The following is a 20,329-nucleotide window of genomic DNA, read 5'->3' as shown; positions in this document are numbered from 1 at the left end:
CGAGACGGTGGACACGCAGTGCCGACGAGACGCCCCCTCCGGGGAACCTGAGCCTGCGATCATGAGCGGCTGCCTATGCGAATCGCACCGGATGCCCGATCATGTCCGCCATGGCAAAGTCAGGGCGCGCGTTCACCATCGCGGCGTGGGTCGTGGTCGGGCTGGTGGTGCTCCCCTTCGGCCTGCTGGTGGTCAGGACGGGCGCCGGGCTGGTGACCGGCACCGGCAAGGTCCAGGACCGGTTCGCCGCCGGGGACGAGACAAGGATCTTCGTCTCTGGAGACGACGAACGTTCGATCTATGTGCGTGACGAGCCGGCGGCCTCCGCCGGGTGCGTGACGCCGGACGCGCGCGCGACGCTGACGCCCCGCACCGGCTCCGACCTGACGGTGGACGGGACGACCTGGCATCGCGTCTATGTCCTGGAGGCGTCTCGCGAAGGCGAGTACCGGGTGACCTGCCGTGGGGGCGCGGGGTTCGCCGTGGACCGCGGCCCGGGGACCGGCAAGGGCTTCTTCGTCGGCGTCGGCCTCGTCCTGTTCTTCGTCGTCCCGGCCGGGTGGGCACTCGTACGCAGGCGCAGGCGCCCGTTGCCCGCGCCGCCCGGCCACACCGGCTCAGGCGGGGAGCACGCCGATTCAAGCGGGGAGCACGCCGGCTCAGGCGGGGAGGACACCTTGACGTTGCTGCGCAGGCGGCAGCGGGAGCTTCCGAGGGTCAGCATGTGGAGGGCGCGGCCGTTCCTCAAGCCGCCGTACGGCACCAAGGGCGAGGACGACCGGCCCCCGTGCCCGGTCTGCGGGACACCGGCCGAGCAGGTCACCATCGGCCCCGGGACGCTCACGTTGAGCCCGTGCGGTCACGGGATGAGGGTGCGCAACCTGCCCGCCCCGGACGGCTCTCCGCCGTGATCACACGACCGGGGTGGGGATCGCATGATCACGGCGGAGAGTCGTTGCCGGATGGGTGGATTCAGTCCAGATACTCCCTGAGCATCTGGGCGCGGGACGGGTGACGCAGCTTGGCCAGGGTCTTGGATTCGATCTGGCGGATGCGTTCGCGTGTCACGCCGAACTCGCGGCCGACCTCTTCGAGAGTCCGCGGATGCCCGTCGGTCAGGCCGAAGCGCAGCTGGATGATGCGCTGCTCCCGATCGGACAACGTCCCCAGGATGTCCTCGAGCTGGTCCTGGAGCAGGATGAACGCCGCGGCCTCGATCGGCACCACGGCGTCCGCGTCCTCGATGAAGTCACCCAGGTCGGAGTCTTCCTCTCCGATGGGCGACTGCAAGGACACCGGCTCCTGGGCGATCCGCTGGATCTCCACGACCCGGACGGGCGACAGGCCCATCTCCAGGCCGATCTCTTCGGGCGTCGGTTCCCGGCCTAGGTCCTGGTGGAGCTGACGCTGCACCCGGACCAGCTTGTTGATGGTCTCCACCATGTGCACCGGAATGCGGATCGTCCGGGCCTGGTCGGCGATCGCTCTCGTGATCGCCTGGCGAATCCACCAGGTGGCGTAGGTCGAGAACTTGAATCCCTTGGTGTAGTCGAATTTCTCGACCGCGCGGATGAGTCCGAGATTCCCCTCCTGGATCAGATCGAGGAAGAGCATTCCTCGCCCCACGTACCGTTTGGCGATCGACACCACCAAGCGCAGGTTGGCTTCGATCAGGCGTTGCTTCGCCCGCACTCCATCGCGGGCGAGCAGTTCGAGGTCGAGCTGTTCCATCCGGGAGAGGATGGCGGTGTGCGCCAGCTTCTCCTCGGCGAACAGTCCCGCCTCAATCGATTTCGCTAGTTCGACTTCATCTTCTGCCGTGAGAAGCGGTACGCGACCGATTTCTCTCAGGTAGATCCTTACCAGGTCGCTCGTCGGCGCCCGCTTGCCGAGGTCTCCCTCGTCCGCTCGCGTGACGTCCTCGGTCTCCTGTTGGGACTCGAGAACCTCTACCCCCTGCTCTGCGAGCATCCGGACGACTCGTTCCAGCGAATCGTCCGGCAAGTCGGAGCGATCGAGCGCAGCAGCGACATCATCGACGGTCACACCGCCGCGTTCTCTGCCACGTGCGACCAGGTCTGCCACCTGATCAACCGATGGCGCCTCGCTAGGCAGCACCGAAGGGCCCACGGGGACAGTCTGCGTCACCGAGGCCCTAGATCACAGGACCCATTTTGCGGTCTCTTGACTTACTGGGACCCAAGGCCTCGCTCGCGCAACTCCCGTCTCTGCTGCTCAAGCGCAACAAGATCGCCGAAGAGCTTGTTGTACTCTTCGCCCTGCTCGACCGGATTCAGCCGTCCGAGTTTAGATTTCACGTCGGCGATCATGCGGGTGAGCTGGCGTTCCTGAATACGGGCGAGAAGATCTGCGGCATAACGGTCGTCCGATTCATGTGCGGACCGTGTCGGTTCCACCGCGAGTTGCGTGATCAGGCCTTTGACCTGGTCGTTCGGGGCGTGCTCATGGAGCAGCGCGACCCATTCGGCCTCCCCTGACACCACAGCGGCCCCACCCGCCGCGGCGATGACCTCCCGGACGGCCGCGTGGGGCGGCGCGATGAACACGTCCGCCGGCACGCCGTCGAAGAGCGGGCCGAGCAGCGCGGGCCGCTGCACCGCGATCTTCAGGAGCTCCCGTTCGCGCTGCACGTCGGGATCGTTCGGATCGTAGGCGGGCCGCTCGGCGGCGGCGCCCGCGCCCGCCCCGTTGTCCCCGGCGGGGCGCCCGTTGCGGCGGCCGTGCTCGCGGGCCGCCAGCTCGCGCACCCGCCGCAGCACGAACTGCTCGTCCATGATGCCGAGCCACCGGTCGAGGCTGACGGCGTACATCTGCCGCAGCGCCCGGTCTTTGATCTTGGCTACCACGGGCGCCGCCGCGTCCAGCGCGGCCAGCCGGCCCTCGGCGGTGTCGAGGTTGTGCTGGGAGATCGCGCTGCGCACGGCGAACTCGAACAGCGGCTGCCGCGACGCCACCAGATCTCGCACGGCCGCGTCGCCCTGACGGATGCGCAGGTCACACGGGTCGAGCCCGTCCGCCTGCACGGCCACGAACGTCTGCGTCACGAACTTCTGCTCGTCGGCGAACGCGCGCAGCGCCGCCTTCTGCCCGGCCGAGTCCCCGTCGAAGGTGAAGATCACTTCGCCGCGGAACTCGTCCTGGTCCATCAGCAGCCGCCGAAGGATCTTGATGTGGTCGTCGCCGAAGGACGTGCCGCAGGTGGCGATGGCGGTCGGGATGCCGCTCAGATGGCAGGCCATCACGTCGGTGTAGCCCTCGACGACCACGGCCTGCCGCCGCCGTGCGATCTCCTTCTTGGCCAGGTCGGCGCCGTAGAGCACCGAGCTCTTGTGGAAGATCGGCGACTCGGGGGTGTTGAGGTACTTCGGGCCGTCGTCGTCCTCGTAGAGCTTGCGCGCGCCGAAGCCGATCACGTCGCCGCTCAGGTCGCGGATCGGCCACATGAGCCGCCCCCGGAAGCGGTCCATCGGCCCGCGCCGGCCCTCTTTGGCCAGGCCGCCCGCGACCAGCTCCCGGTCGGCGAAGCCGCGGCCGCGCAGGTGCCGGACCAGCCCCTCCCACTCCCGGGGCGCGAATCCCACCCCGAAGTGCGCCGCGTCCGAGGCCTCGAAGCCCCGCTCCGACAGGAACTTCCGCCCGATGATCGCCTCGGCGCCGGCGAGCTGCTCGGTGTAGAACTCCGTCGCCGCCTTGTGCGCCTCGATCAGCCGGGCCCGCTGCCCCCCGTCCTGCCGGGGCGTGAAGCCGCCCTCCTCGTACCGCAGCTGGATGCCGGCCTTGGCCGCCAGCCGCTCGACCGCCTCCGAGAACGACAGGTGATCGATCTCCTGGACGAACTTGATGACGTCGCCGCCGACGCCGCAGCCGAAGCAGAAGTAGAGATTGCGGGCGGGCGTGACGTTGAACGACGGCGACTTCTCCTCGTGGAACGGGCACAGTCCCTTGAGGTTGCCCCCGCCCGCGCTCCGCAACTGGAGGTGCTCGCCGATGACCTCGGCGATGGGTGATCGCTCCCGTACGAGCGCGATGTCCTCATTACGAATCCGGCCTGCCACGGCGGCGAGTCTAATCTCGCCCCACGACATCCGGCGCATCACGTCAGAACACGTACCCCCCGCTCACTGCCTGTGCCGGAGGTGCCGGGGCTAACGTGTGGGCATGATCTCTATCGTCTGGGTCAAGCCCGAAGGGGCCGAGCTGGCCGAGGTGGATCTCGGTGAGGGGCGGCTGCGGGCCACGGGGTCGGCCATTGGGGGAGATCCGCTGCCCTATCGGCTGGAGTACGAGCTGACCACGGGTGAGAGATGGGTCACGGCCCGGCTGCTGGTGGAGGCCTCCGGGGACGGCTGGCGGCGGTCGCTGGAGCTGGTCAACCGGCCGGAGGGCGAATGGACCGTCAACGCCAAGGCGGAGGGGCGGGTGGACCTGCCGCCGCCGGGCGGGGACGCGACGGCGTTGACGGGGGCCCTCGACTGCGACCTGGGGCTGTCGCCGCTGACCAACACGATGCCGGTGCTGCGGGGCGGCTTTCTCGACGAGGGCGAGGGCACGTTCCTGATGGCGTGGGTGTCGGTGCCGGATCTGGCCGTGACGCCGTCCCGGCAGACGTATCGGCACGTCCGCCGGGGCGTCGTCAACTTCGCGAGCGACGGGTTCACCGCCGACATCGTCTTCGGCCCGGACGGGATCGTGGAGGACTACCCGTCGATCGGGCGCAGGATCAGACCCTGAAGCGCTCGAAGAGGCGGTACATGAACTCGGTGCCCTGGCGGAGCGCGGCCACCGAGATGCGTTCGTCGTTGCCGTGCATGCCGATGAGCTGGTCGTTGTCCAGAACGTACGGGTAGACGCCGTAGCCGGGGACGCCCCGGGAGGTCCAGGGCGACAGGCTCGTGCCCGCCTCGAAGAGAGCGGGGGCGAACGTCGCTCCCGGATAGGTTTTGCCCGCCGCGTCCTTGATCGCGGTGAAGAGCGGGCTGTCGATGGACGAGGGCGGCCTGGCGAACGTCTCGTCCAGGCGCTTGAGGGCCGCCTCCTCGGTCTCGCCGGAGTTGCCGACCAGCGTGACCCGGACGTCGCGGTCGGCGAGCCTGCGGCGGACCTGCGCCAGGAAGTCGCGCGGACGCTGCCCGCCGGGAACGCCCCGGCAGTTGACGCGGACGGTCGCCGAGGACGGGATGACGTTCTCCTTGTAGCCCGCATCTTCGATCACGAACGCGTGCGTCGTGCGGAGAAGGGCGCGGTGCAGCCAGGGATAGGAACTGCGCTTGACGACGAGGGCGGCGGCCCGTTCCCGGGAGGCGGCGGACCTGGCGGAAAGCAGCAGTTCGATGGCGCGCCTGAACGGGCGGTCACCGGTCGCGCGGGCCAGCGCCGCGAAGTACTCGCGGGTGACCGGCGTGAGCGTGACCGGGGCGAGCCAGCCGTCGAGTTCGGCGACCGCGCGCGAGAGCTTGGCGATGGCCGAGTCGGGATTGGGCTTGGAGCTGTGGGTCGCGGTGCCGTCGGCCACCAGGTCGAGGTTGAAGTAGACCTTGTCCTGGCGGGTGACGGTGATGAGCATGGGCGTCGTGCGGTCCTTCTGGGCCAGGAACCAGCCGCCCTCGGTGAGCACCATGCCCGCGTCGATCTTGTTCCAGTGGTGTTCGGCGAGCCAGCGGGAGCCGTACGGGCCCGATTCCTCGTCGCAGTCGGTGAGGACGATGATGTCGCGGTCGAAGCGGCCCTTCTCGCCCAGGTGGCGGAGCAGAGCGGCGATGAACGCGGCGTTGGCGCCCTTCATGTCCAGCGCGCCGCGACCGTAGATCTCACCGTTCTTCACCACGCCCGCGAACGGGTCGACGCTCCATTTCGACCGTTCCACCGGAACGACGTCGGAGTGACCGAGCAGCAGGAGCGGCGGGGCGCTCGTCGTGCCGCGGACGCGGGCCACCAGATGGACGTTGTCCTTCTTCGGGGTCGGGATGATCTCCGCGGCGACGTCGGCGGCGTCCCACACGGCCTTGAGCATCTCGGCGTGCGGCCGGGTGACGCCGCCGTCGCCGAAGTTCTGCGTGTCGAACGCGAGCATCCGCTTCAGGAGGGCGAGCGGGTCGAGGTCGGCGGGCGCGATGACCGGTGAGGCGGTGCGGGCGACGGCGGAGCCGCCGCCGGCGGCGAGGCCGCCCGCGATCAGGGCGGCCCCGGCGCCGGTCCGGCCGAGGAACGCGCGGCGCGTGAGGGAGGTGAGAGCCGGAGTGGTCGATGGGAGCTCGGACATGGATCTCCTTGTCTCCAGGCGGGTGGACGCCACATTGATCGCCTGTGCCCCGGTTGTCGAGACCCCGCGCGGTGAGCCGGATGTGACGGGCGTGTTTCGGGCGACACAGGCTTGTGAAATGCCTGTTAAAGCGCGGGCCGGGCCGTTCCGCCGCCGGTCGCGGCGGGGTTAGCGTGCGAGGGTGCTGATCACCCCCCACGAGCAGGAGCGCCTGCTGATCCATGTGGCCGCGCAGGTGGCCCGGGACCGCCGGGCACGCGGACTGCGGCTCAACCATCCCGAGGCGACCGCCGTCATCGCCGTGCACATCCTGGAGGGCGCCCGCGACGGGCGCACCGTGGCCGAGCTCATGGAGTCGGGCCGCACCGTCCTCTCCCGTGACGACGTCATGGAGGGCATCCCGGAGATGCTGGACTCCGTCCAGATCGAGGCGACGTTCCCCGACGGCACCAAGCTCGTCACCGTGCACAGGCCGATCCCGTGATCCCGGGTGAGATCGTCGCCGGTACCGACCCGGTCGAGCTCAACCCGGGCCGGCCGCGCGTCGCCGTCACCGTGGTCAACACCGGCGACCGGCCCGTGCAGGTCGGCTCGCACTACCACTTCGCCGTGGCCAACCGGGCGCTGGACTTCGACCGCGAGGCCGCCTGGGGGCGCCGTCTGGACGTTCCCGCCGGTACGGCCGTCCGTTTCGAGCCCGGCATGACCCGCGAGGTCTCCCTCGTTCCGCTGGCCGGTGCCCGCGTCGTACCCGGCCTGCGGCCGGAGAAGGCGGGACCCCTCGATGACTGAGCTGTCGCGGGCGCGCTACGCCGAGCTGTACGGCCCGACCGCCGGTGACCGCGTCCGGCTCGCCGACACCGACCTGCTGATCGAGGTGACCGAGGACCGCAGCCGCGGCCCCGCGGGCGCGGGCGACGAGGCGGTGTTCGGCGGCGGCAAGGTGATCCGAGAGTCGATGGGCCAGGCCCGGACGACGCGCGCCGAGGGCGCGCTCGACCTGGTCGTCACCGGTGCGGTCGTGCTCGATCACTGGGGCGTCGTCAAGGCGGACGTCGGCATCCGCGACGGCCGCGTCGTGGCGCTCGGCAAGGCGGGCAATCCCGACACCATGGACGGGGTGCATCCGGGCCTCGTCATCGGCCCGTCCACCGAGGTGCTGGCGGGCAACGGCAAGATCCTGACCGCGGGCGCGGTCGACTCCCACGTCCATCTGATCTGTCCGCAACTGCTCGGCGAGGCGCTCGGCGCGGGGGTGACCACGCTCGTCGGCGGTGGCACCGGCCCGGCCGAGGGCACCAAGGCCACGACCGTGACCGGCGCCTGGTACCTGCACCGCATGCTGGAGGCGCTCGACACCTGGCCGGTGAACGTGGCGCTGCTCGGCAAGGGCAACACCGTCAGCGAGGACGCCCTCTGGGAGCAGCTGCGCGCCGGGGCGTCCGGTTTCAAGCTGCACGAGGACTGGGGCACGACGCCCGCCGCCATCGACGCGTGCCTGCGCGTCTGCGAGGAGTCGGGCGTCCAGGCGGCGCTGCACTCCGACACCCTGAACGAGGCCGGGTACGTCGAGTCGACGCTGGCGGCGATCGGGGGCCGCGGCATCCACGCGTACCACACCGAGGGCGCGGGCGGCGGCCACGCCCCGGACATCATCACCGTCGCCGCGCATCCCAACGTGCTGCCGTCGTCCACCAACCCGACGCGCCCGCACACCGTCAACACCCTCGACGAGCACCTCGACATGCTGATGGTGTGCCATCACCTCAACCCGTCGGTGCCCGAGGACCTGGCGTTCGCCGAGTCCCGGATCCGCCCGACCACGATGGCTGCCGAGGACGTCCTGCACGACCTCGGCGCGATCTCGATGATCGGCTCGGACTCGCAGGCCATGGGCCGCGTCGGCGAGACGGTCATCCGGACCTGGCAGACCGCGCACGCCATGAAGAGGCGCCGTGGCACGCTCGCCGGTGATGGAGCCGCCGACAACCTGCGCGCCCGCCGCTACGTCGCCAAGTACACGATCAACCCGGCGATCGCGCACGGTCTCGACGACGAGGTCGGCTCCGTCGAGCCCGGCAAGCTGGCCGACCTCGTCCTGTGGGACCCGGCCTTCTTCGGCGTGCGCCCGCACGTGGTGCTGAAGGGCGGCGTGATCGCCTGGGCCGCGATGGGCGACGCCAACGCCTCGATTCCCACGCCCCAGCCCGTGCTGCCCCGGCCGATGTTCGGCGCCGTCCCGGCCGTCGCCGCCGCGACCTCGGTGCATTTCGTCTCGCAGGCCGCGCTGGACGACGACCTCGGTTCGCGCGTCGACGTGCGGCGCGCTCTCGTCCCGGTCAAGAACACGCGCCGCCTCACCAAGGCGGACCTGCCGCTGAACGACGCGCTCCCCCGCATCGACGTCGACCCGGACACGTTCACCGTGACGATCGACGGCGACGAGGTGGAGCCCGCGCCCGCCACGGAACTTCCGATGGCCCAGCGGTACTTCCTGTTCTGATGAAGGCGCACCTGCTGCTCCTCGCCGACTCGCGGCTGCCCGCCGGGGGCCATGCGCATTCGGGCGGGCTGGAGCCGGCCGTCACCGCCGGCGCGGTCAAGGATGTCGCCGGGCTGGCCGTGTTCCTGCGCGGACGGCTGGCGACGTCCGGCCTGACCGCCGCGGGGCTGGCGGCGGCGGCCTGCGCGCATGCCCAGACCTGCGACCATGCTTGGGAACGGCTCGACGCGGAGGCCGACGCCCGTACACCCTCGCCCGCCCAGCGCCGGGCGTCCCGCGCCCAAGGGCGTTCCCTGCTCCGTGCCGCCCGTACGACCTGGACGCACCCGGCGCTCGACACGCTCGCCGCGGCCGTACGCGAGCCGCACCACCCGATCGTGCTCGGCGCCTCGGCCGCGGCGGGCGGCGGAACGCCCCGCGACGCGGCGTCCATCACCGCCTGCGGCGCGATCACCGGGCCCGCGTCCGCCGCCGTGCGGCTGCTCGGTCTCGATCCCCTCGCCGTGCACCGGACCCTGGCCGAGCTCGCGCCCGCGGTGGACGAGATCGCCGCCGAGGCCGCCGCCGCGACCGGCGACTGGGCGGCGCTCCCAGCGTCGTCCGCACCCGTTCTCGATCTCTACGCGGAGCTGCACCTGCGCGCGGAGCCGCGCCTCTTCGAATCCTGACCCCTCTTCGAATCCCGACCGCGACCTGGAGGCCCCATGGGAGCCGTTCACGACCACGACCCGCACACGGCCGCGCCCGCGCACGGCCGTGCGCTGCGCCTGGGCATCGGCGGCCCGGTCGGCAGCGGCAAGACCGCGCTCACCGCCGCCCTGTGCAGGGCGCTGCGCGGCGAACTCGGCCTCGCCGTCGTGACCAACGACATCTACACCACCGAGGACGCCGACTTCCTGCGGCGCAACGCGGTGCTGCCGGACGAGAGGATCACCGCCGTGCGCACCGGCTGCTGCCCGCACACCGCGATCCGCGACGACATCTCCGCCAACCTCGACGCCGTCGAGGCACTGGAGGAACGCCATCCCGGCCTGGACCTGATCATCATCGAGAGCGGCGGCGACAATCTGACGGCCCTCTTCAGCCAGGGCCTGGCGGACCGGCAGATCTTCGTGCTCGACGTCGCGGGCGGTGACGACGTGCCCCGCAAGGGCGGTCTCGGCGTGGCGGCGGCCGATCTGCTGGTCATCAACAAGACCGACCTGGCCCCGCTGGTCGGCAGCGACCTGGACCTGATGGCCCGCGACGCGTCCCGGGTCCGCGACGGACGGCCGGTGGCGTTCACGTCCCTGCGCGAGCGGCCCGGCGCCCCCGAGGTCGCGGACTGGGTGCGGTCGGTGCTCCACAGCACCGCGGCGGTCTCGTGAGCCGTGGCTACGTCGCCCGCGCCGCCGCGTCCGCCGAACGTGACGCGGGCGGCCGGACACGCCTGACCAGGCTGCGTTCCGACGGGCCGCTGGCGCTGCGTGAGACCGCCGAGGCGCTCTACCTGGTCGGGGCGGCGGCCGGTCCGCTCGGCGGCGACGACTTCGAGGTCACCGTGCGGGTCGGGCCGGACGCGCGCCTGGCGATACGGTCCGCCGCCACGACGCTCGCGCTGCCCGGCGACGGCGAGTCCCGGATGACCGTCCGGGCCACGGTGGCCTCAGGTGGCCACCTCGACTTCGCCCCGGAGCCGACCGTGGCCGCGGCCGGCTGCCACCACCGTTCCGTCGCCGCCATCGAGCTCGCCGACGGCGCCACGCTGCGCTGGTACGAGGAGCTGATCCTCGGACGGCATCTGGAGCTGCCCGGCAGGCACACCAGCCGTTTCGACGTGACCCTCGGCGGCGCTCCGCTCCTGCGTCACGAGCTGCGCCTGGACGACCCGTCGATCCTCGGCGGGGTGCTCGGCGACGCCGGAGCGGCCGGCAGCGTCCTGCTGGTCGCGCCGGGCCTGTGTCACGAGGCGTGGACCGGCGACGCCCTGGCCGTCCTGCCGCTCGCCGGTCCGGGCGTCCTCGTCGTGGCCATGGCCGGCGACTCCGCCGAGCTGCGCCGCAGCCTTACTCGGGGAGAGGCGCTGGCAGGAGCCGGAACGCGATGAACGCGGGTGCCTCCTCCAGCTCGGCGTAGTCGTCCGGGTAACGCGCGGCCATCTCCGCGTGCGGCCGGGGCTCCAGAAGCTCGTCCACCACGAAGCCCGCCGCGCGGAACTCACCGAAGACGTGCGTCAACGGCCGCCGCCAGACCCGCACGGGCCAGTGGCTCTCCGAGCTCAGCGACACCTCCACCGCGCCGACGGTGAAGTATGAGCCGCCGAACTCCTGCCAGTCCGCCATCGGATGATGGGTCGAGACGACCACCGCGCCCTCCGGCCTCAGCACCCGCCGGAACTCCCGGAGCATCGCCACCCTGTCGTCCACATAGTGCAGCGCCAGCGCGAGCACGACGAGATCGACCGAGCCGTCCTTCAGCCAGTGCAGCGGCTCGGCGAGGTCGTGGACGCGCAGCTCCCCGTCCGTGCCGAGCCGGTCGCGCGCGAGCTCCACCAGCGTCGGGCTCTGGTCGAACGCGATGACCCGCGCGCCGCGCCGCCGCAGCTCCGCCGCGTACAGCCCTGCCCCGCAACCCGCGTCCAGCACGGTGAGCCCGCGTACGTCCCCGGCCAGACCCAGCACCGCCGGCCGGTCGTAAAGGGCGTTGTGGGGGCTGTCAACGACGTGGTCGGCATACTCGGCGGCGAACGCCTCGTAAATGGGTTTGTCAGACATCCCCCTGACTTTGCCACGATTGTTCAAGTTTGAAACCCCTGGACAAACCGGCATGTCCACGATGGGATCGGCAGGATGTAATCCCCGTCACATCCCAGGGGGACCGGATGACGGACGTTGTGCTCGACGGCGTGAACAAGATCTATCCGGGCGGCCAGCACGCGGTCCACGATCTCCGCCTGCGCATCGAGGACGGGGAACTGTTCGTGCTGCTCGGCCCGTCCGGCTGCGGCAAGTCCACGGTGCTGCGCATGATCGCCGGCCTGGAGGAGATCACCTCGGGCGACCTGTGGCTGGGCGGCTCCGTGGCCAACGAGCTCTCGCCGCGCGACCGCAACGTGGCGATGGTCTTCCAGAACGGCGCGCTCTACCCGCATCGCAGCGTGCGCGGCAACATGATGTTCCCGCTGGAGATCACCAGGAACGATCCGGAGGAGGCCCGCTCCAAGGTCCGCGAGCTGGCCCGCGCACTGGGCCTGGACACCATGCTCGACCGGCTGCCCGGCACCCTCTCGGGCGGCCAGCGCCAGCGCGTGGCCATGGGCCGCGCCCTGATCCGCGAGCCGTCCCTGTTCCTCATGGACGAGCCGCTCTCCAGCCTGGACGCCGGCCTGCGCGCCGAACTGCGCGTCGAGATCGCCGCCCTCGTCCGCGCGACCGGCGCGACCACGGTGTACGTGACGCACGACCAGGTCGAGGCCATGACGATGGCCGACCGCATCGCCGTTCTGCGCGAGGGCGTCCTTGAGGACGTGGGGACGCCGGAGCAGATCTACCACGACCCGGCCACGGTCTTCGTCGCCGCGTTCCTCAGCTCTCCCCCGATCAACCTCCTGCGGGCGACGGCGTGGGCCGTCCAAGACCAGGGCGTGGTCCTGGACCTGGGTCCCCAGCGCCTGACCCTGGCCTGGGACGACCCCCGGGCGTCGGCTCTCATCAGCCACCACGGCGCCCCCGTCACGATCGGAGTGCGCGCCGACGCCCTCACCGCCACCGACGAACCGGCCGGCCAGCAGCTCGTCGGCCAGGTGCGGGCACTCGAATTCCACGGGCACGAATGGCTTGCCTACGCCGAGGCGGGCATCCCCTCCGTCGACCCCGCCGAGTTCACCCAGCGTCCCGTCCAGCCTCCCCCTCCAGTCCAGCCCTCCCGCATCCGTGCCTTCTTCGGCCGCCCCGCGCCCGAACCCGAACCCGAGCCCGAACGCACCGGCCACCACCGCCGCACGGACCTCATCTTCCGCATCACCACCGGCCCGCGCCCCGACCGGGGTGACGACGTGCGCCTGGCCGTGGACCTGGACCGCCTGCTGGTCTTCGACAGCGCCGGCCGCCGCGTCGACCCGGTGGCGCGCTGACCACGTCCGGCTAGGCGAGGCTCCGGTAGAAACCGATCTTCCACTGGATGTGCTTCTGCTGCGTCTGGAGCACGGCGATCTGCTCTTCGACCCGCCGGTCGTGGGCCTCCAGCAGCTCGACCCGCTCCTTGAACGTCTCCTCGCCGCCGCGCGCCAGCTCGGAGAACCGCAGCATCTCCGCGATGGGCATGCCCGTCTCGCGCAGGCAGCGCAGCATGTGCAGCCACGCGAGGTCGTCGTCGGTGAACACCCGCCGCCCGGCCGCGTTGCGCGCGATGTCGGACAGCAGGCCGATCTTCTCGTAGTAGCGCAGGGTGTCGATGCTGAAGCCGCTCTTCTCGGCGGTCTCACCCGGGGAGTAGAAGCTCACGCGCTTAGCATTCCACCTGGAGTGCGCTCCAGGTCAATGGGCGTGCCTGAGCCCGGGCGCCGGATCAGCCCGTCAGGTAGCCGCCGGAGGCGTCGAGATCGGTGCCGACGACGGCGCCCGCCTCATCGGACGCGAGCCACATGATGACCCGCGCCATCTCCTCGGCCCGGATGATCCGCTTCACGGGATAGCCCTCGGCGATCTGCTCGTAGGTCATGCCGAACGCCTTGGCGGCGCGTTCCAGCATCGGGGTGTCGACCGCGCCCGGCGCGACCGCGTTGATCCGGATGTTCCTGGCGGCGTATTCGAGGGCCGCGACCTTGGTGAGCGACGCGACGGCGTGCTTGCTGGCGTTGTACGGGGCGATGGTGGCGAAGCCGACCTCCGCCGAGATCGACGCGGTGTTGACGATGACGCCGCGTCCGCGCCGGAGCATGTGCGGCAGCTCGTGCTTCATGCACAGGAAGACGCCGCGCGCGTTCGTCCGCCAGACCGCGTCGAAGTCCTCGGCCGGCTGCTCGTGCAGCGGCGCCGCGCGCGGTGTCTCGATGCCGGCGTTGTTGACGGCGATGTCGATCCGGCCGTACCGCCGCACGCACGCCGCGACGAACGCCGACACCTCGGACTCGATGCCGACGTCCGCGCGGTGGAAGGTCGCCTCGCCGCCGGACGCCCGGATCTCCTGTTCGTTCCGGCGGCCGAGCGCGGCGCGGCGACCGCAGAAGAAGACCCGGGCTCCTTCGCGTGCCAGCGCGTACGCGGTCGCCTTGCCGATGCCCGACGTCCCGCCGGTCAACAGGACGGTCTTGCCGTCAAAGCGCCGTTCGCTTGGCGCGGCTGCCGCAGCCGGTGTGCTCACCATGCCCGCTCCGAGGACTCCGGCGCCCGTCGCCAGGACGCTGCGTCTGCTGGGCGCGCTCATCGGGCAAGCCGCCTCGGGATCGGCGCCAGCGGGTAGACACGCCAGAAGTAGGCGTCGGCGGCGTGCTGGTCGCCCGGGTAGTTGACCGCCTCGACGATGCGCCGGTTCTTGATGCGGAACGCGAGCGCCCACAGCTGGTCGAGGCCCTCCGGCGTCGTGCTCCAGCCCCGGTGCAGGTCCACGACCCAGTCCCCGTCCGCCGCCAGGAAGATGGGCTCGGCCTTCATCCCGGCGCGGGCGAGCTGCTCGAAGAACGCGATGACCTCGTCCGCCCCTCGCTTGGTACCGGCGAGCGGGTGATGACCCGGGATCGTCCACACGATGTCGGGCGCGAAGAAACGATTGCGCAGCGCGGCGATGTCTCCCGCGGCGTACGCGGCGTAGTAGTCGCGGATCAGCTTCACATTCGGGTGCTCACGGCCGGTCGCGGCAGCCGCCGGGGCGGCGGTGGCGCCGAGGGCGAGCGCGGCGGCCGAGACACCACCGGCACGAAGCAGGGTGTTGCGTGAGATGTCGGTCATGCCCTTAAGGCAACTAGGCTGCTGCAGCGAAGTCCAAGACCTGCACCTATGCAGTAAACGCATGGCACCGGAGGCCTCGTTGGACGTCGACACGCGTACGCTTCGGTACTTCGTCGAGCTCGCCGACCAGCTCAACTTCACGCGCGCCGCCGAACGGCTCTTCGTGTCCCAGCCCTCGCTCAGCCGCCGCATCCGGCAGCTCGAAGCCGACCTGCGCACCCCGCTCTTCGAGCGCACCGGCCGCGAGGTCCTCCTGACCCCGGCGGGCGAGGCGTTCCTCCCGGCGGCCCGGCAACTGATCGCCGACTGGCAGGCGGCACAGCGGACGGCCCGCGTGGTGGCGGCGGCCCGGTCCCGGATCCTGCGCGTGGGCTTCGCGGCCTCCGGCGCCGGAGCGCTGGGCACCCGAGCGTACGCCGAGTTCATGAAGCGGCATCCGGACGTCACCGTCGAGCCCAAACGTTTCGACTGGGGTGGCGAGGTCACGGCCCTGCACGAGGGTCTGGTGGACGTGGCGTTCGTGTGGTTGCCTGCGCGCACGGCGGGCCTGCACATCGAGGTCGTCCGCGTCGAACGGCGCTGGGCGGGCCTCGCGGCCGGGCACCCGCTGGCCGGCCGCGACACCGTATCCATCCACGACCTCGCGGCCGAGCCGATCGTGTGGACCCGGCAGGCGCCCCGGGACTGGGTGGACTGGTGGGCGGTGAACCCGCGGCCGGGCGGCGGCGAGCCGATCTGGGGCCCTACGAACGACAACGTGGAGGAGATGCTCGAACACGTCGCCTCCGGCACGGCGATCTGCATCAGCCCCGAGTCGATGACCTCGCACTACAGCCGTCCCGACCTGGCCTGGCGGCCCATCCCCGACATCCCGCCGCTGCGCATCGCGATCTGCGCGCCGGTGACCACGACCAACCCGCTCGTCACCGGTTTCGCCGCCCTCGTCCGCGAACTCGCGACGACGGAGCCGCGAGACTGACCCTCGGTGCTTGACCTGGAGCGCGCTCCAGAATGCAGAGTGATCGCCCATGAACATCGCTCTGGGCACCATCCCGTTCGGCACCACCCTCGACGACGCCGCCTCGTTCGCCGTCCTCGACCGGTTCCACGAGGCGGGCGGCAGCATGATCGACACCGCGAACTGCTACTCCTTCTGGCATGAGGGCGCCACCGGCGGCGAGAGCGAGGCGCTCATCGGCCGGTGGCTGGCCGCGCGCGGCGTCCGCGACGACATCGTGCTGGGCACCAAGGCCGGAGCGCAGCCGAAGGCCCCCGGCACCGGGCTGGAGAACGCCGAAGGCCTGTCGGCCAAAGCGATCAGGGCCGCCGCCGAGGCCAGCCTGCGCCGCCTCGGCACCGACCACATCGACGTCTACTGGGCACACCTCGAAGACCGGACCGTGCCCCTTGAGGAGACGATGGGCGCGTTCGGCGAGCTGGTCGCGAACGGCGACGTCGGGCGCCTCGGCGTCAGCAACCACGCGGTGTGGCGCGTCGAGCGGGCGCGCGCCCTGGGCCGGCCCGGCTACACCGAACTCCAGTACCGCTACTCCTACCTGCTCCCCCGTCCCGGCATCGCGTTCGAGGAGAGCGCCCACTACCACGCCAACGACGAGCTCTTCGACTACGCGCGCGCCGAGGGGCTGACCCTGTGGGCGTACACCGCGCTGATCAACGGCGCCTACACGCGCGCGGACCGGCCGCTGCACGCGGCGTACGACCACCCGGGCACCGCCGCCCGCCTCGCCGCGCTGCGGGCCGTGGCCGGCGAGCTCGGCGCCACCCCCAACCAGGTCGTGCTCGCCTGGCTGATGGGCGGCGACCACCCGATCACGCCCATCGTCGGGGTCAGCTCGGTCGCCCAGCTCGACGAGCTGCTGCCCGCCGCGGACCTCAAGCTGGACGCCGAACTGCGCGAGCGGCTCGACACGGCCGGCTGAGAGTGCTTGACCTGGAGTGCGCTCCAGCAAGCAGAGTAGGCAGCATGCGCATCGGACTACAGATCCCCAGCTTCACGTTCTCCGGCGGGCCGGAGCGGATCGGCCCGGAGTTCGGCCGGATCGCCCGCGAGGCCGACCAGGGCGGGCTCCACTCGCTCTGGGTGATGGACCACTTCTTCCAGATCGCCGTCGTCGGCCCGGCCGAGGAGCCGATGCTGGAGGGCTACTCGGCCCTCTCGTACGCGGCGGGCGTCACCGAACGGATCACACTCGGCACCATGGTCACCGGGGTGACCTACCGGCATCCGGGCGTCCTCGTGAAGACCGTGACGACGCTGGACGTGCTGTCGGGCGGCCGCGCCTGGCTGGGCATCGGCGCCGCGTGGAACGACGAGGAGTCGCGCGGGCTCGGGATCGCGTTCCCGCCGACCGCCGAGCGGTTCGAACGGCTTGAGGAGACCCTCCGCATCGCCAAGCAGATGTGGGCGGGCGACGAGAAGCCGTTCGAGGGCGAGCACTACCGGCTCGAACGGCCGCTCAACTCGCCCCAGCCGGTCCGCCGCCCGCACCCGCCGATCCTGATCGGCGGCGGCGGTGAGAAGAAGACGCTGCGGTTCGTCGCCAAGTACGCCGACGCCTGCAACCTCTTCGACTCCGACGAGCTGCCGCACAAGCTCGACGTGCTGCGCGAGCACTGCGAGCGCGAGGGGCGCGACTACGCCGAGATCGAGAAGACCTGCCTGACGTTCCTGCCCGGAGACGCGCCGTCCGCCGACCAGGCCGCCGACACCGTCGGCCGCCTCGCCGAGCGGGGCGTCGACCACGTGATCTTCTCGCAGATCACCGGCCAGGACCTGCCCGGCACCCTGGCGCGGGCCGTCACCCAGACCGAGAAGATCACCCCCGCCGGCCGCTAGGGCGGCTGGAGAGGTCTGCTGGGCCCGGCCCTGCGCGTCACCGCGCCGGGCCGGGTTCGGTCTGGTCAGACGGCGGCCAGGCGGTTCGGCGGGCGCATCTTGAGCGGCACCCCGAAGAGGTTCAGGGCGTTGATCAAGGAGACGAGCGCCACGACGTTGGCGAGCTCCGTCTCGTCGAAGAGCCCGGTCAACGTCGCCCACAGCTCGTCGGTGACCGGCTCGCGGCGGGTGACGGCCTCGGTGTAGGCCAGCGCCGCGCGTTCGGCGTCGTCGTAGAGCGGCGACTCCCGCCAGACCGTCAGGTGGTTGATCCGGTCCTCGGGCTCGCCGGACCGCCGGGCGTCGCGGATGTGCAGGTCCACGCAGAACGCGCAGCCGTTGAGCTGCGACGCGCGAATCTTGATCAGTTCTTGGAGTTTCGTCGTCAGCGGACCGTTCTTGATGGCCCTGTGGACCTGCATGAAGCCCTCGTACGCCTCGGGCGCGGTCTCGTTCAGGCGCATGCGCTGCGTCATCGTCTCTCCTTGTCGGGCGGTCTGTCGGCAGGGAGACGACGTGGCCACCGGCCGTGTGACAGAGATCGTTCCGCGCTTTCGCCGGCGCTCTCCAGCAGAATCGGATCATGAGTTCCTTCCGCCACGCCGGCACCGTCCTGACCGACCACCGCTTCGCGGTTCCGCTCGACCACGGCGATCCCGGCGGGGCGCGGATCGAGGTGTTCGCGCGGGAGGTCGTCGCCGCCGACAAGGCGGAACGGGCGGACCTGCCGTGGCTGCTGTTCCTGCAGGGCGGCCCGGGCAACGGCGCGCCCCGCCCGGTCGGCCGGGAGAGCTGGCTCGACCGTGCGCTCGACGACTACCGCGTGCTCCTGCTCGACCAGCGCGGCACGGGTCGTTCGACCCCCGCCCACCGGCGCTCGCTGGCACGGATCGGCGACGCCGCCGCGCAGGCGCGCTACCTGGCGCATTTCCGCGCCGACTCGATCGTGCTGGACGCCGAGCTGATCCGGCGCGAGCTGGCCGGCGGCGCGCCGTGGAGCGTGCTGGGGCAGAGCTTCGGCGGATTCTGCGCCACGACCTACCTGTCGTTCGCGCCGGAGGGCCTCCGCGAGGTGTTCATCGCCGGCGGCCTGCCCGGCCTGACGGCCACGGCGGACGACGTCTACCGCGCCACCTATCCGCGGGTCGCCGCCAAGAACCGCGAGCACCACGCCCGCTACCCGGGCGACGCGGCGCTCGCGGCCCGGATCGCCGACCGGCTGCGCGACCACGACGTACGGCTGCCGAACGGCACGCGGCTGACCGTCCCGGCGTTCCAGTCCCTCGGCCTGGCGCTCGGCGCCGGGGCGGGCGGCCACCGGCTCCACTACCTGCTGGAGGACGCCTTCGAGGACGGCCTCGACGGCCCCGAGCTCACCGACACGTTCCTGGCCCAGGTCGAACGGCGGCTGAGCCTGACCGCGGCGCCGCTCTACGCGCTCCTGCACGAGGCGATCTACGCGCAGGGCCGGGGCTCGGCGACCCGCTGGGCCGCCGGGCGGATCCGCGGCGAGTTCCCGGAGTTCGACCCGGACGAACGGCCGCTGTCGTTCACCGGCGAGATGATCTATCCCTGGATGTTCGAGCACGACCCGTCGCTGCGCCCGCTGCGCGAGACGGCGGACCTGCTCGCCGAGCGCGACTCGTGGCCGATGTTGTACGACCCGGCCCGGCTGCGCGGCAACGACGTCCCGGTCGCCGCGGCCGTCTACCACGACGACATGTACGTCGACCACGGCCTGTCGATGGAGACGGCGGCGACGATCCGCGGGCTGCGCGCCTGGGTGACCAACGAGTACGAGCACGACGGCCTGCGGGCCGGCGGCCGGCACGTACTCGACCGGCTCATCGCCCTCGTCCGCGGCACCGCCTGAACGGGCGCGGCGTGCTCAGGCCTCCAGCAAGTCCCTCATGCGGTTGATCTCGGCCATCTGGGTGGACTGGACCTCCCGCGCCATCTCCTGCACGGTGACGTCGGTGCCCTTGTCCAGGACGTCCTTGACCATGGTCAGCGCGCCCTGGTGGTGAGTGATCATCAGCTGCAGGAAGAGCTTGTCGAACGCGGCGCCCTGCGCCTCCCGCAGCTGCTTCATCTGGTCCGGCGTCGCCATGCCGGGCATGCCCGCGTGCGGGTCCTGCTTGCCGCCGTGACCCCCGTGCCCGCCGTGCCCGCCGCCGGAGCCGGCGGTGGACTTGCCCATCCGCTTCAGCCACGACTGCATGACCGAGATCTCGCCCGCCTGGCCCTTGTCGATGCGGTCGGCCAGCGCCTTCACCTTGGTGCTGGACGCCTGCTTGGGCGCGAGCACCGACATCTCGACCGCCTGCTCGTGGTGCGGGATCATCATCTGGACGAACTTGACCTCGGCGTCCGTGGGCGGTTTGGCCTGGGAGGGGCCGAGGAGGGCGGTCTTGTTCGGCTCACCGGGACGTCCGGGCTGCAGCACCGTCTGCTTCGGGCCGGCGTCCGGCTTGTCGTCGTCGCCTCCGCCGCATCCGGCCAGGCCACTGACGGCCAACGTCGCTGTCGCCGCCATCACCGCGATCCGGTGTCGCATCAACGATCCTCCAAGCTGCTCCGATAGCCGGACCGTATCCACTCAGGGCCGCACGGCAAAAGGGGCTTAGATCTCGAGATGCTCACAGATGCCCCCAGGTCTGGTCAAAACCCCGGGCAGCGCCCATACTCCGATGATCAAGACATATCAACGGGGGCAGTACGTGTAA

The 20,329-nt window shown here is 71.2% G+C and carries 22 protein-coding genes; 13 read left to right on the top strand and 9 right to left on the bottom strand.

Annotated elements, in window-relative coordinates:
- Window positions 1-110 precede the first annotated feature (110 nt).
- Window positions 111-911 (top strand): hypothetical protein, encoded by an 801-nt coding sequence (locus ABD333_RS03155; RefSeq protein WP_344537467.1) that lies wholly within the window; start codon window positions 111-113, stop codon window positions 909-911.
- A 61-nt stretch (window positions 912-972) separates the two neighbouring features.
- Here the strand turns inward: ABD333_RS03155 and rpoD are convergent, their stop codons facing one another.
- Window positions 973-2,118: an RNA polymerase sigma factor RpoD gene (gene rpoD, locus ABD333_RS03150; protein WP_151564750.1), complete on the bottom strand. Its 1,146-nt coding sequence runs from the start codon at window positions 2,116-2,118 to the stop codon at window positions 973-975.
- 71 nt (window positions 2,119-2,189) lie between these two features.
- Window positions 2,190-4,076: a DNA primase gene (dnaG, locus tag ABD333_RS03145; protein WP_344537465.1), complete on the bottom strand. Its 1,887-nt coding sequence runs from the start codon at window positions 4,074-4,076 to the stop codon at window positions 2,190-2,192.
- A gap of 103 nt (window positions 4,077-4,179) precedes the next feature.
- On the opposite strand from dnaG, the gene ABD333_RS03140 reads away from it, so the two are divergent.
- On the top strand, window positions 4,180-4,752 hold the full coding sequence (locus tag ABD333_RS03140; RefSeq protein ID WP_344537463.1) for a putative glycolipid-binding domain-containing protein: 573 nt from the start codon (window positions 4,180-4,182) through the stop codon (window positions 4,750-4,752).
- On the opposite strand, the gene ABD333_RS03135 is transcribed toward ABD333_RS03140, so the two are convergent.
- Window positions 4,742-6,280, bottom strand: coding sequence for a M20/M25/M40 family metallo-hydrolase (locus ABD333_RS03135; protein WP_344537461.1), 1,539 nt, complete (start codon window positions 6,278-6,280; stop codon window positions 4,742-4,744). The genes ABD333_RS03140 and ABD333_RS03135 overlap by 11 nt on opposite strands.
- Window positions 6,281-6,461: 181 nt before the next feature.
- Here ABD333_RS03135 and ABD333_RS03130 point away from each other — a divergent pair, with 181 nt between their 5' ends.
- Genes ABD333_RS03130 through ABD333_RS03105 form a run of 6 tightly spaced genes read left to right on the top strand, consistent with a single transcriptional unit; the run spans window position 6,462 to window position 10,869 of the window.
- Window positions 6,462-6,764 (top strand): urease subunit gamma, encoded by a 303-nt coding sequence (locus ABD333_RS03130; protein ID WP_344537459.1) that lies wholly within the window; start codon window positions 6,462-6,464, stop codon window positions 6,762-6,764.
- Window positions 6,761-7,072 carry an urease subunit beta gene (locus ABD333_RS03125; protein ID WP_344537457.1) on the top strand — a complete coding sequence of 104 codons (312 nt, stop codon included), beginning with the start codon at window positions 6,761-6,763 and terminating at the stop codon, window positions 7,070-7,072. The genes ABD333_RS03130 and ABD333_RS03125 overlap by 4 nt, the downstream gene beginning before the upstream one ends.
- Window positions 7,065-8,783, top strand: coding sequence for an urease subunit alpha (locus ABD333_RS03120; protein WP_344537455.1), 1,719 nt, complete (start codon window positions 7,065-7,067; stop codon window positions 8,781-8,783). Before ABD333_RS03125 ends, ABD333_RS03120 begins: the two co-directional genes overlap by 8 nt.
- On the top strand, window positions 8,783-9,451 hold the full coding sequence (locus ABD333_RS03115) for an urease accessory protein UreF (RefSeq protein ID WP_344537453.1): 669 nt from the start codon (window positions 8,783-8,785) through the stop codon (window positions 9,449-9,451). The genes ABD333_RS03120 and ABD333_RS03115 overlap by 1 nt, the downstream gene beginning before the upstream one ends.
- 36 nt (window positions 9,452-9,487) lie before the next feature.
- The gene (gene ureG, locus ABD333_RS03110; RefSeq protein ID WP_344537451.1) at window positions 9,488-10,150 is read left to right on the top strand and encodes an urease accessory protein UreG; all 663 of its coding nucleotides are present in this window, start codon (window positions 9,488-9,490) and stop codon (window positions 10,148-10,150) included.
- Window positions 10,147-10,869 carry an urease accessory protein UreD gene (locus ABD333_RS03105; RefSeq protein ID WP_344537449.1) on the top strand — a complete coding sequence of 241 codons (723 nt, stop codon included), beginning with the start codon at window positions 10,147-10,149 and terminating at the stop codon, window positions 10,867-10,869. The genes ureG and ABD333_RS03105 overlap by 4 nt, the downstream gene beginning before the upstream one ends.
- Here ABD333_RS03105 and ABD333_RS03100 read toward each other — a convergent pair.
- On the bottom strand, window positions 10,829-11,536 hold the full coding sequence (locus ABD333_RS03100) for a class I SAM-dependent methyltransferase (protein WP_344537447.1): 708 nt from the start codon (window positions 11,534-11,536) through the stop codon (window positions 10,829-10,831). The genes ABD333_RS03105 and ABD333_RS03100 overlap by 41 nt on opposite strands.
- Window positions 11,537-11,643: 107 nt before the next feature.
- Here ABD333_RS03100 and ABD333_RS03095 point away from each other — a divergent pair, with 107 nt between their 5' ends.
- Entirely contained in the window at window positions 11,644-12,894 is a 1,251-nt protein-coding gene (locus ABD333_RS03095; protein WP_344537445.1) for an ABC transporter ATP-binding protein, read from the top strand.
- Between the two features lie 10 nt (window positions 12,895-12,904).
- Here ABD333_RS03095 and ABD333_RS03090 read toward each other — a convergent pair whose 3' ends face one another.
- The 3 genes from ABD333_RS03090 to ABD333_RS03080 form a co-directional block, all read right to left on the bottom strand.
- Window positions 12,905-13,264: a MerR family transcriptional regulator gene (locus ABD333_RS03090; RefSeq protein WP_344537443.1), complete on the bottom strand. Its 360-nt coding sequence runs from the start codon at window positions 13,262-13,264 to the stop codon at window positions 12,905-12,907.
- Between the two features lie 64 nt (window positions 13,265-13,328).
- Window positions 13,329-14,186, bottom strand: a complete 858-nt coding sequence (locus tag ABD333_RS03085) for an SDR family NAD(P)-dependent oxidoreductase (RefSeq protein ID WP_344537441.1) — start codon at window positions 14,184-14,186, stop codon at window positions 13,329-13,331.
- Window positions 14,183-14,707 carry a nuclear transport factor 2 family protein gene (locus ABD333_RS03080; protein ID WP_344537439.1) on the bottom strand — a complete coding sequence of 175 codons (525 nt, stop codon included), beginning with the start codon at window positions 14,705-14,707 and terminating at the stop codon, window positions 14,183-14,185. The genes ABD333_RS03085 and ABD333_RS03080 overlap by 4 nt, the downstream gene beginning before the upstream one ends.
- Window positions 14,708-14,768: 61 nt before the next feature.
- Between ABD333_RS03080 and ABD333_RS03075 the strand changes: the two genes are divergently transcribed.
- Genes ABD333_RS03075 through ABD333_RS03065 form a run of 3 tightly spaced genes read left to right on the top strand, consistent with a single transcriptional unit; the run spans window position 14,769 to window position 17,564 of the window.
- Window positions 14,769-15,686, top strand: coding sequence for a LysR family transcriptional regulator (locus tag ABD333_RS03075; RefSeq protein WP_344537437.1), 918 nt, complete (start codon window positions 14,769-14,771; stop codon window positions 15,684-15,686).
- A gap of 49 nt (window positions 15,687-15,735) precedes the next feature.
- On the top strand, window positions 15,736-16,647 hold the full coding sequence (locus ABD333_RS03070; RefSeq protein ID WP_344537436.1) for an aldo/keto reductase: 912 nt from the start codon (window positions 15,736-15,738) through the stop codon (window positions 16,645-16,647).
- A 44-nt stretch (window positions 16,648-16,691) separates the two neighbouring features.
- Window positions 16,692-17,564 (top strand): LLM class F420-dependent oxidoreductase, encoded by an 873-nt coding sequence (locus tag ABD333_RS03065; protein WP_344537434.1) that lies wholly within the window; start codon window positions 16,692-16,694, stop codon window positions 17,562-17,564.
- 65 nt (window positions 17,565-17,629) lie between these two features.
- Here the strand turns inward: ABD333_RS03065 and ABD333_RS03060 are convergent, their stop codons facing one another.
- Complete coding sequence (locus ABD333_RS03060; protein ID WP_344537433.1) at window positions 17,630-18,079, bottom strand: carboxymuconolactone decarboxylase family protein; 450 nt, start codon at window positions 18,077-18,079, stop codon at window positions 17,630-17,632.
- Window positions 18,080-18,186: 107 nt separating this feature from the next.
- On the opposite strand from ABD333_RS03060, the gene ABD333_RS03055 reads away from it, so the two are divergent.
- On the top strand, window positions 18,187-19,476 hold the full coding sequence (locus tag ABD333_RS03055; RefSeq protein ID WP_344537432.1) for an alpha/beta fold hydrolase: 1,290 nt from the start codon (window positions 18,187-18,189) through the stop codon (window positions 19,474-19,476).
- Window positions 19,477-19,491: 15 nt separating this feature from the next.
- On the opposite strand, the gene ABD333_RS03050 is transcribed toward ABD333_RS03055, so the two are convergent.
- Window positions 19,492-20,160 carry a DUF305 domain-containing protein gene (locus ABD333_RS03050; RefSeq protein ID WP_344537431.1) on the bottom strand — a complete coding sequence of 223 codons (669 nt, stop codon included), beginning with the start codon at window positions 20,158-20,160 and terminating at the stop codon, window positions 19,492-19,494.
- Window positions 20,161-20,329 lie beyond the last annotated feature (169 nt).

This window comes from Actinomadura fulvescens, from assembly GCF_039533225.1.
In the GTDB taxonomy this organism is placed as follows: Bacteria; Actinomycetota; Actinomycetes; order Streptosporangiales; family Streptosporangiaceae; genus Spirillospora; species Spirillospora fulvescens.
Note: the sequence above shows the minus strand (reverse complement) of the source record. Positions and strands in the feature narration are given on the sequence as shown.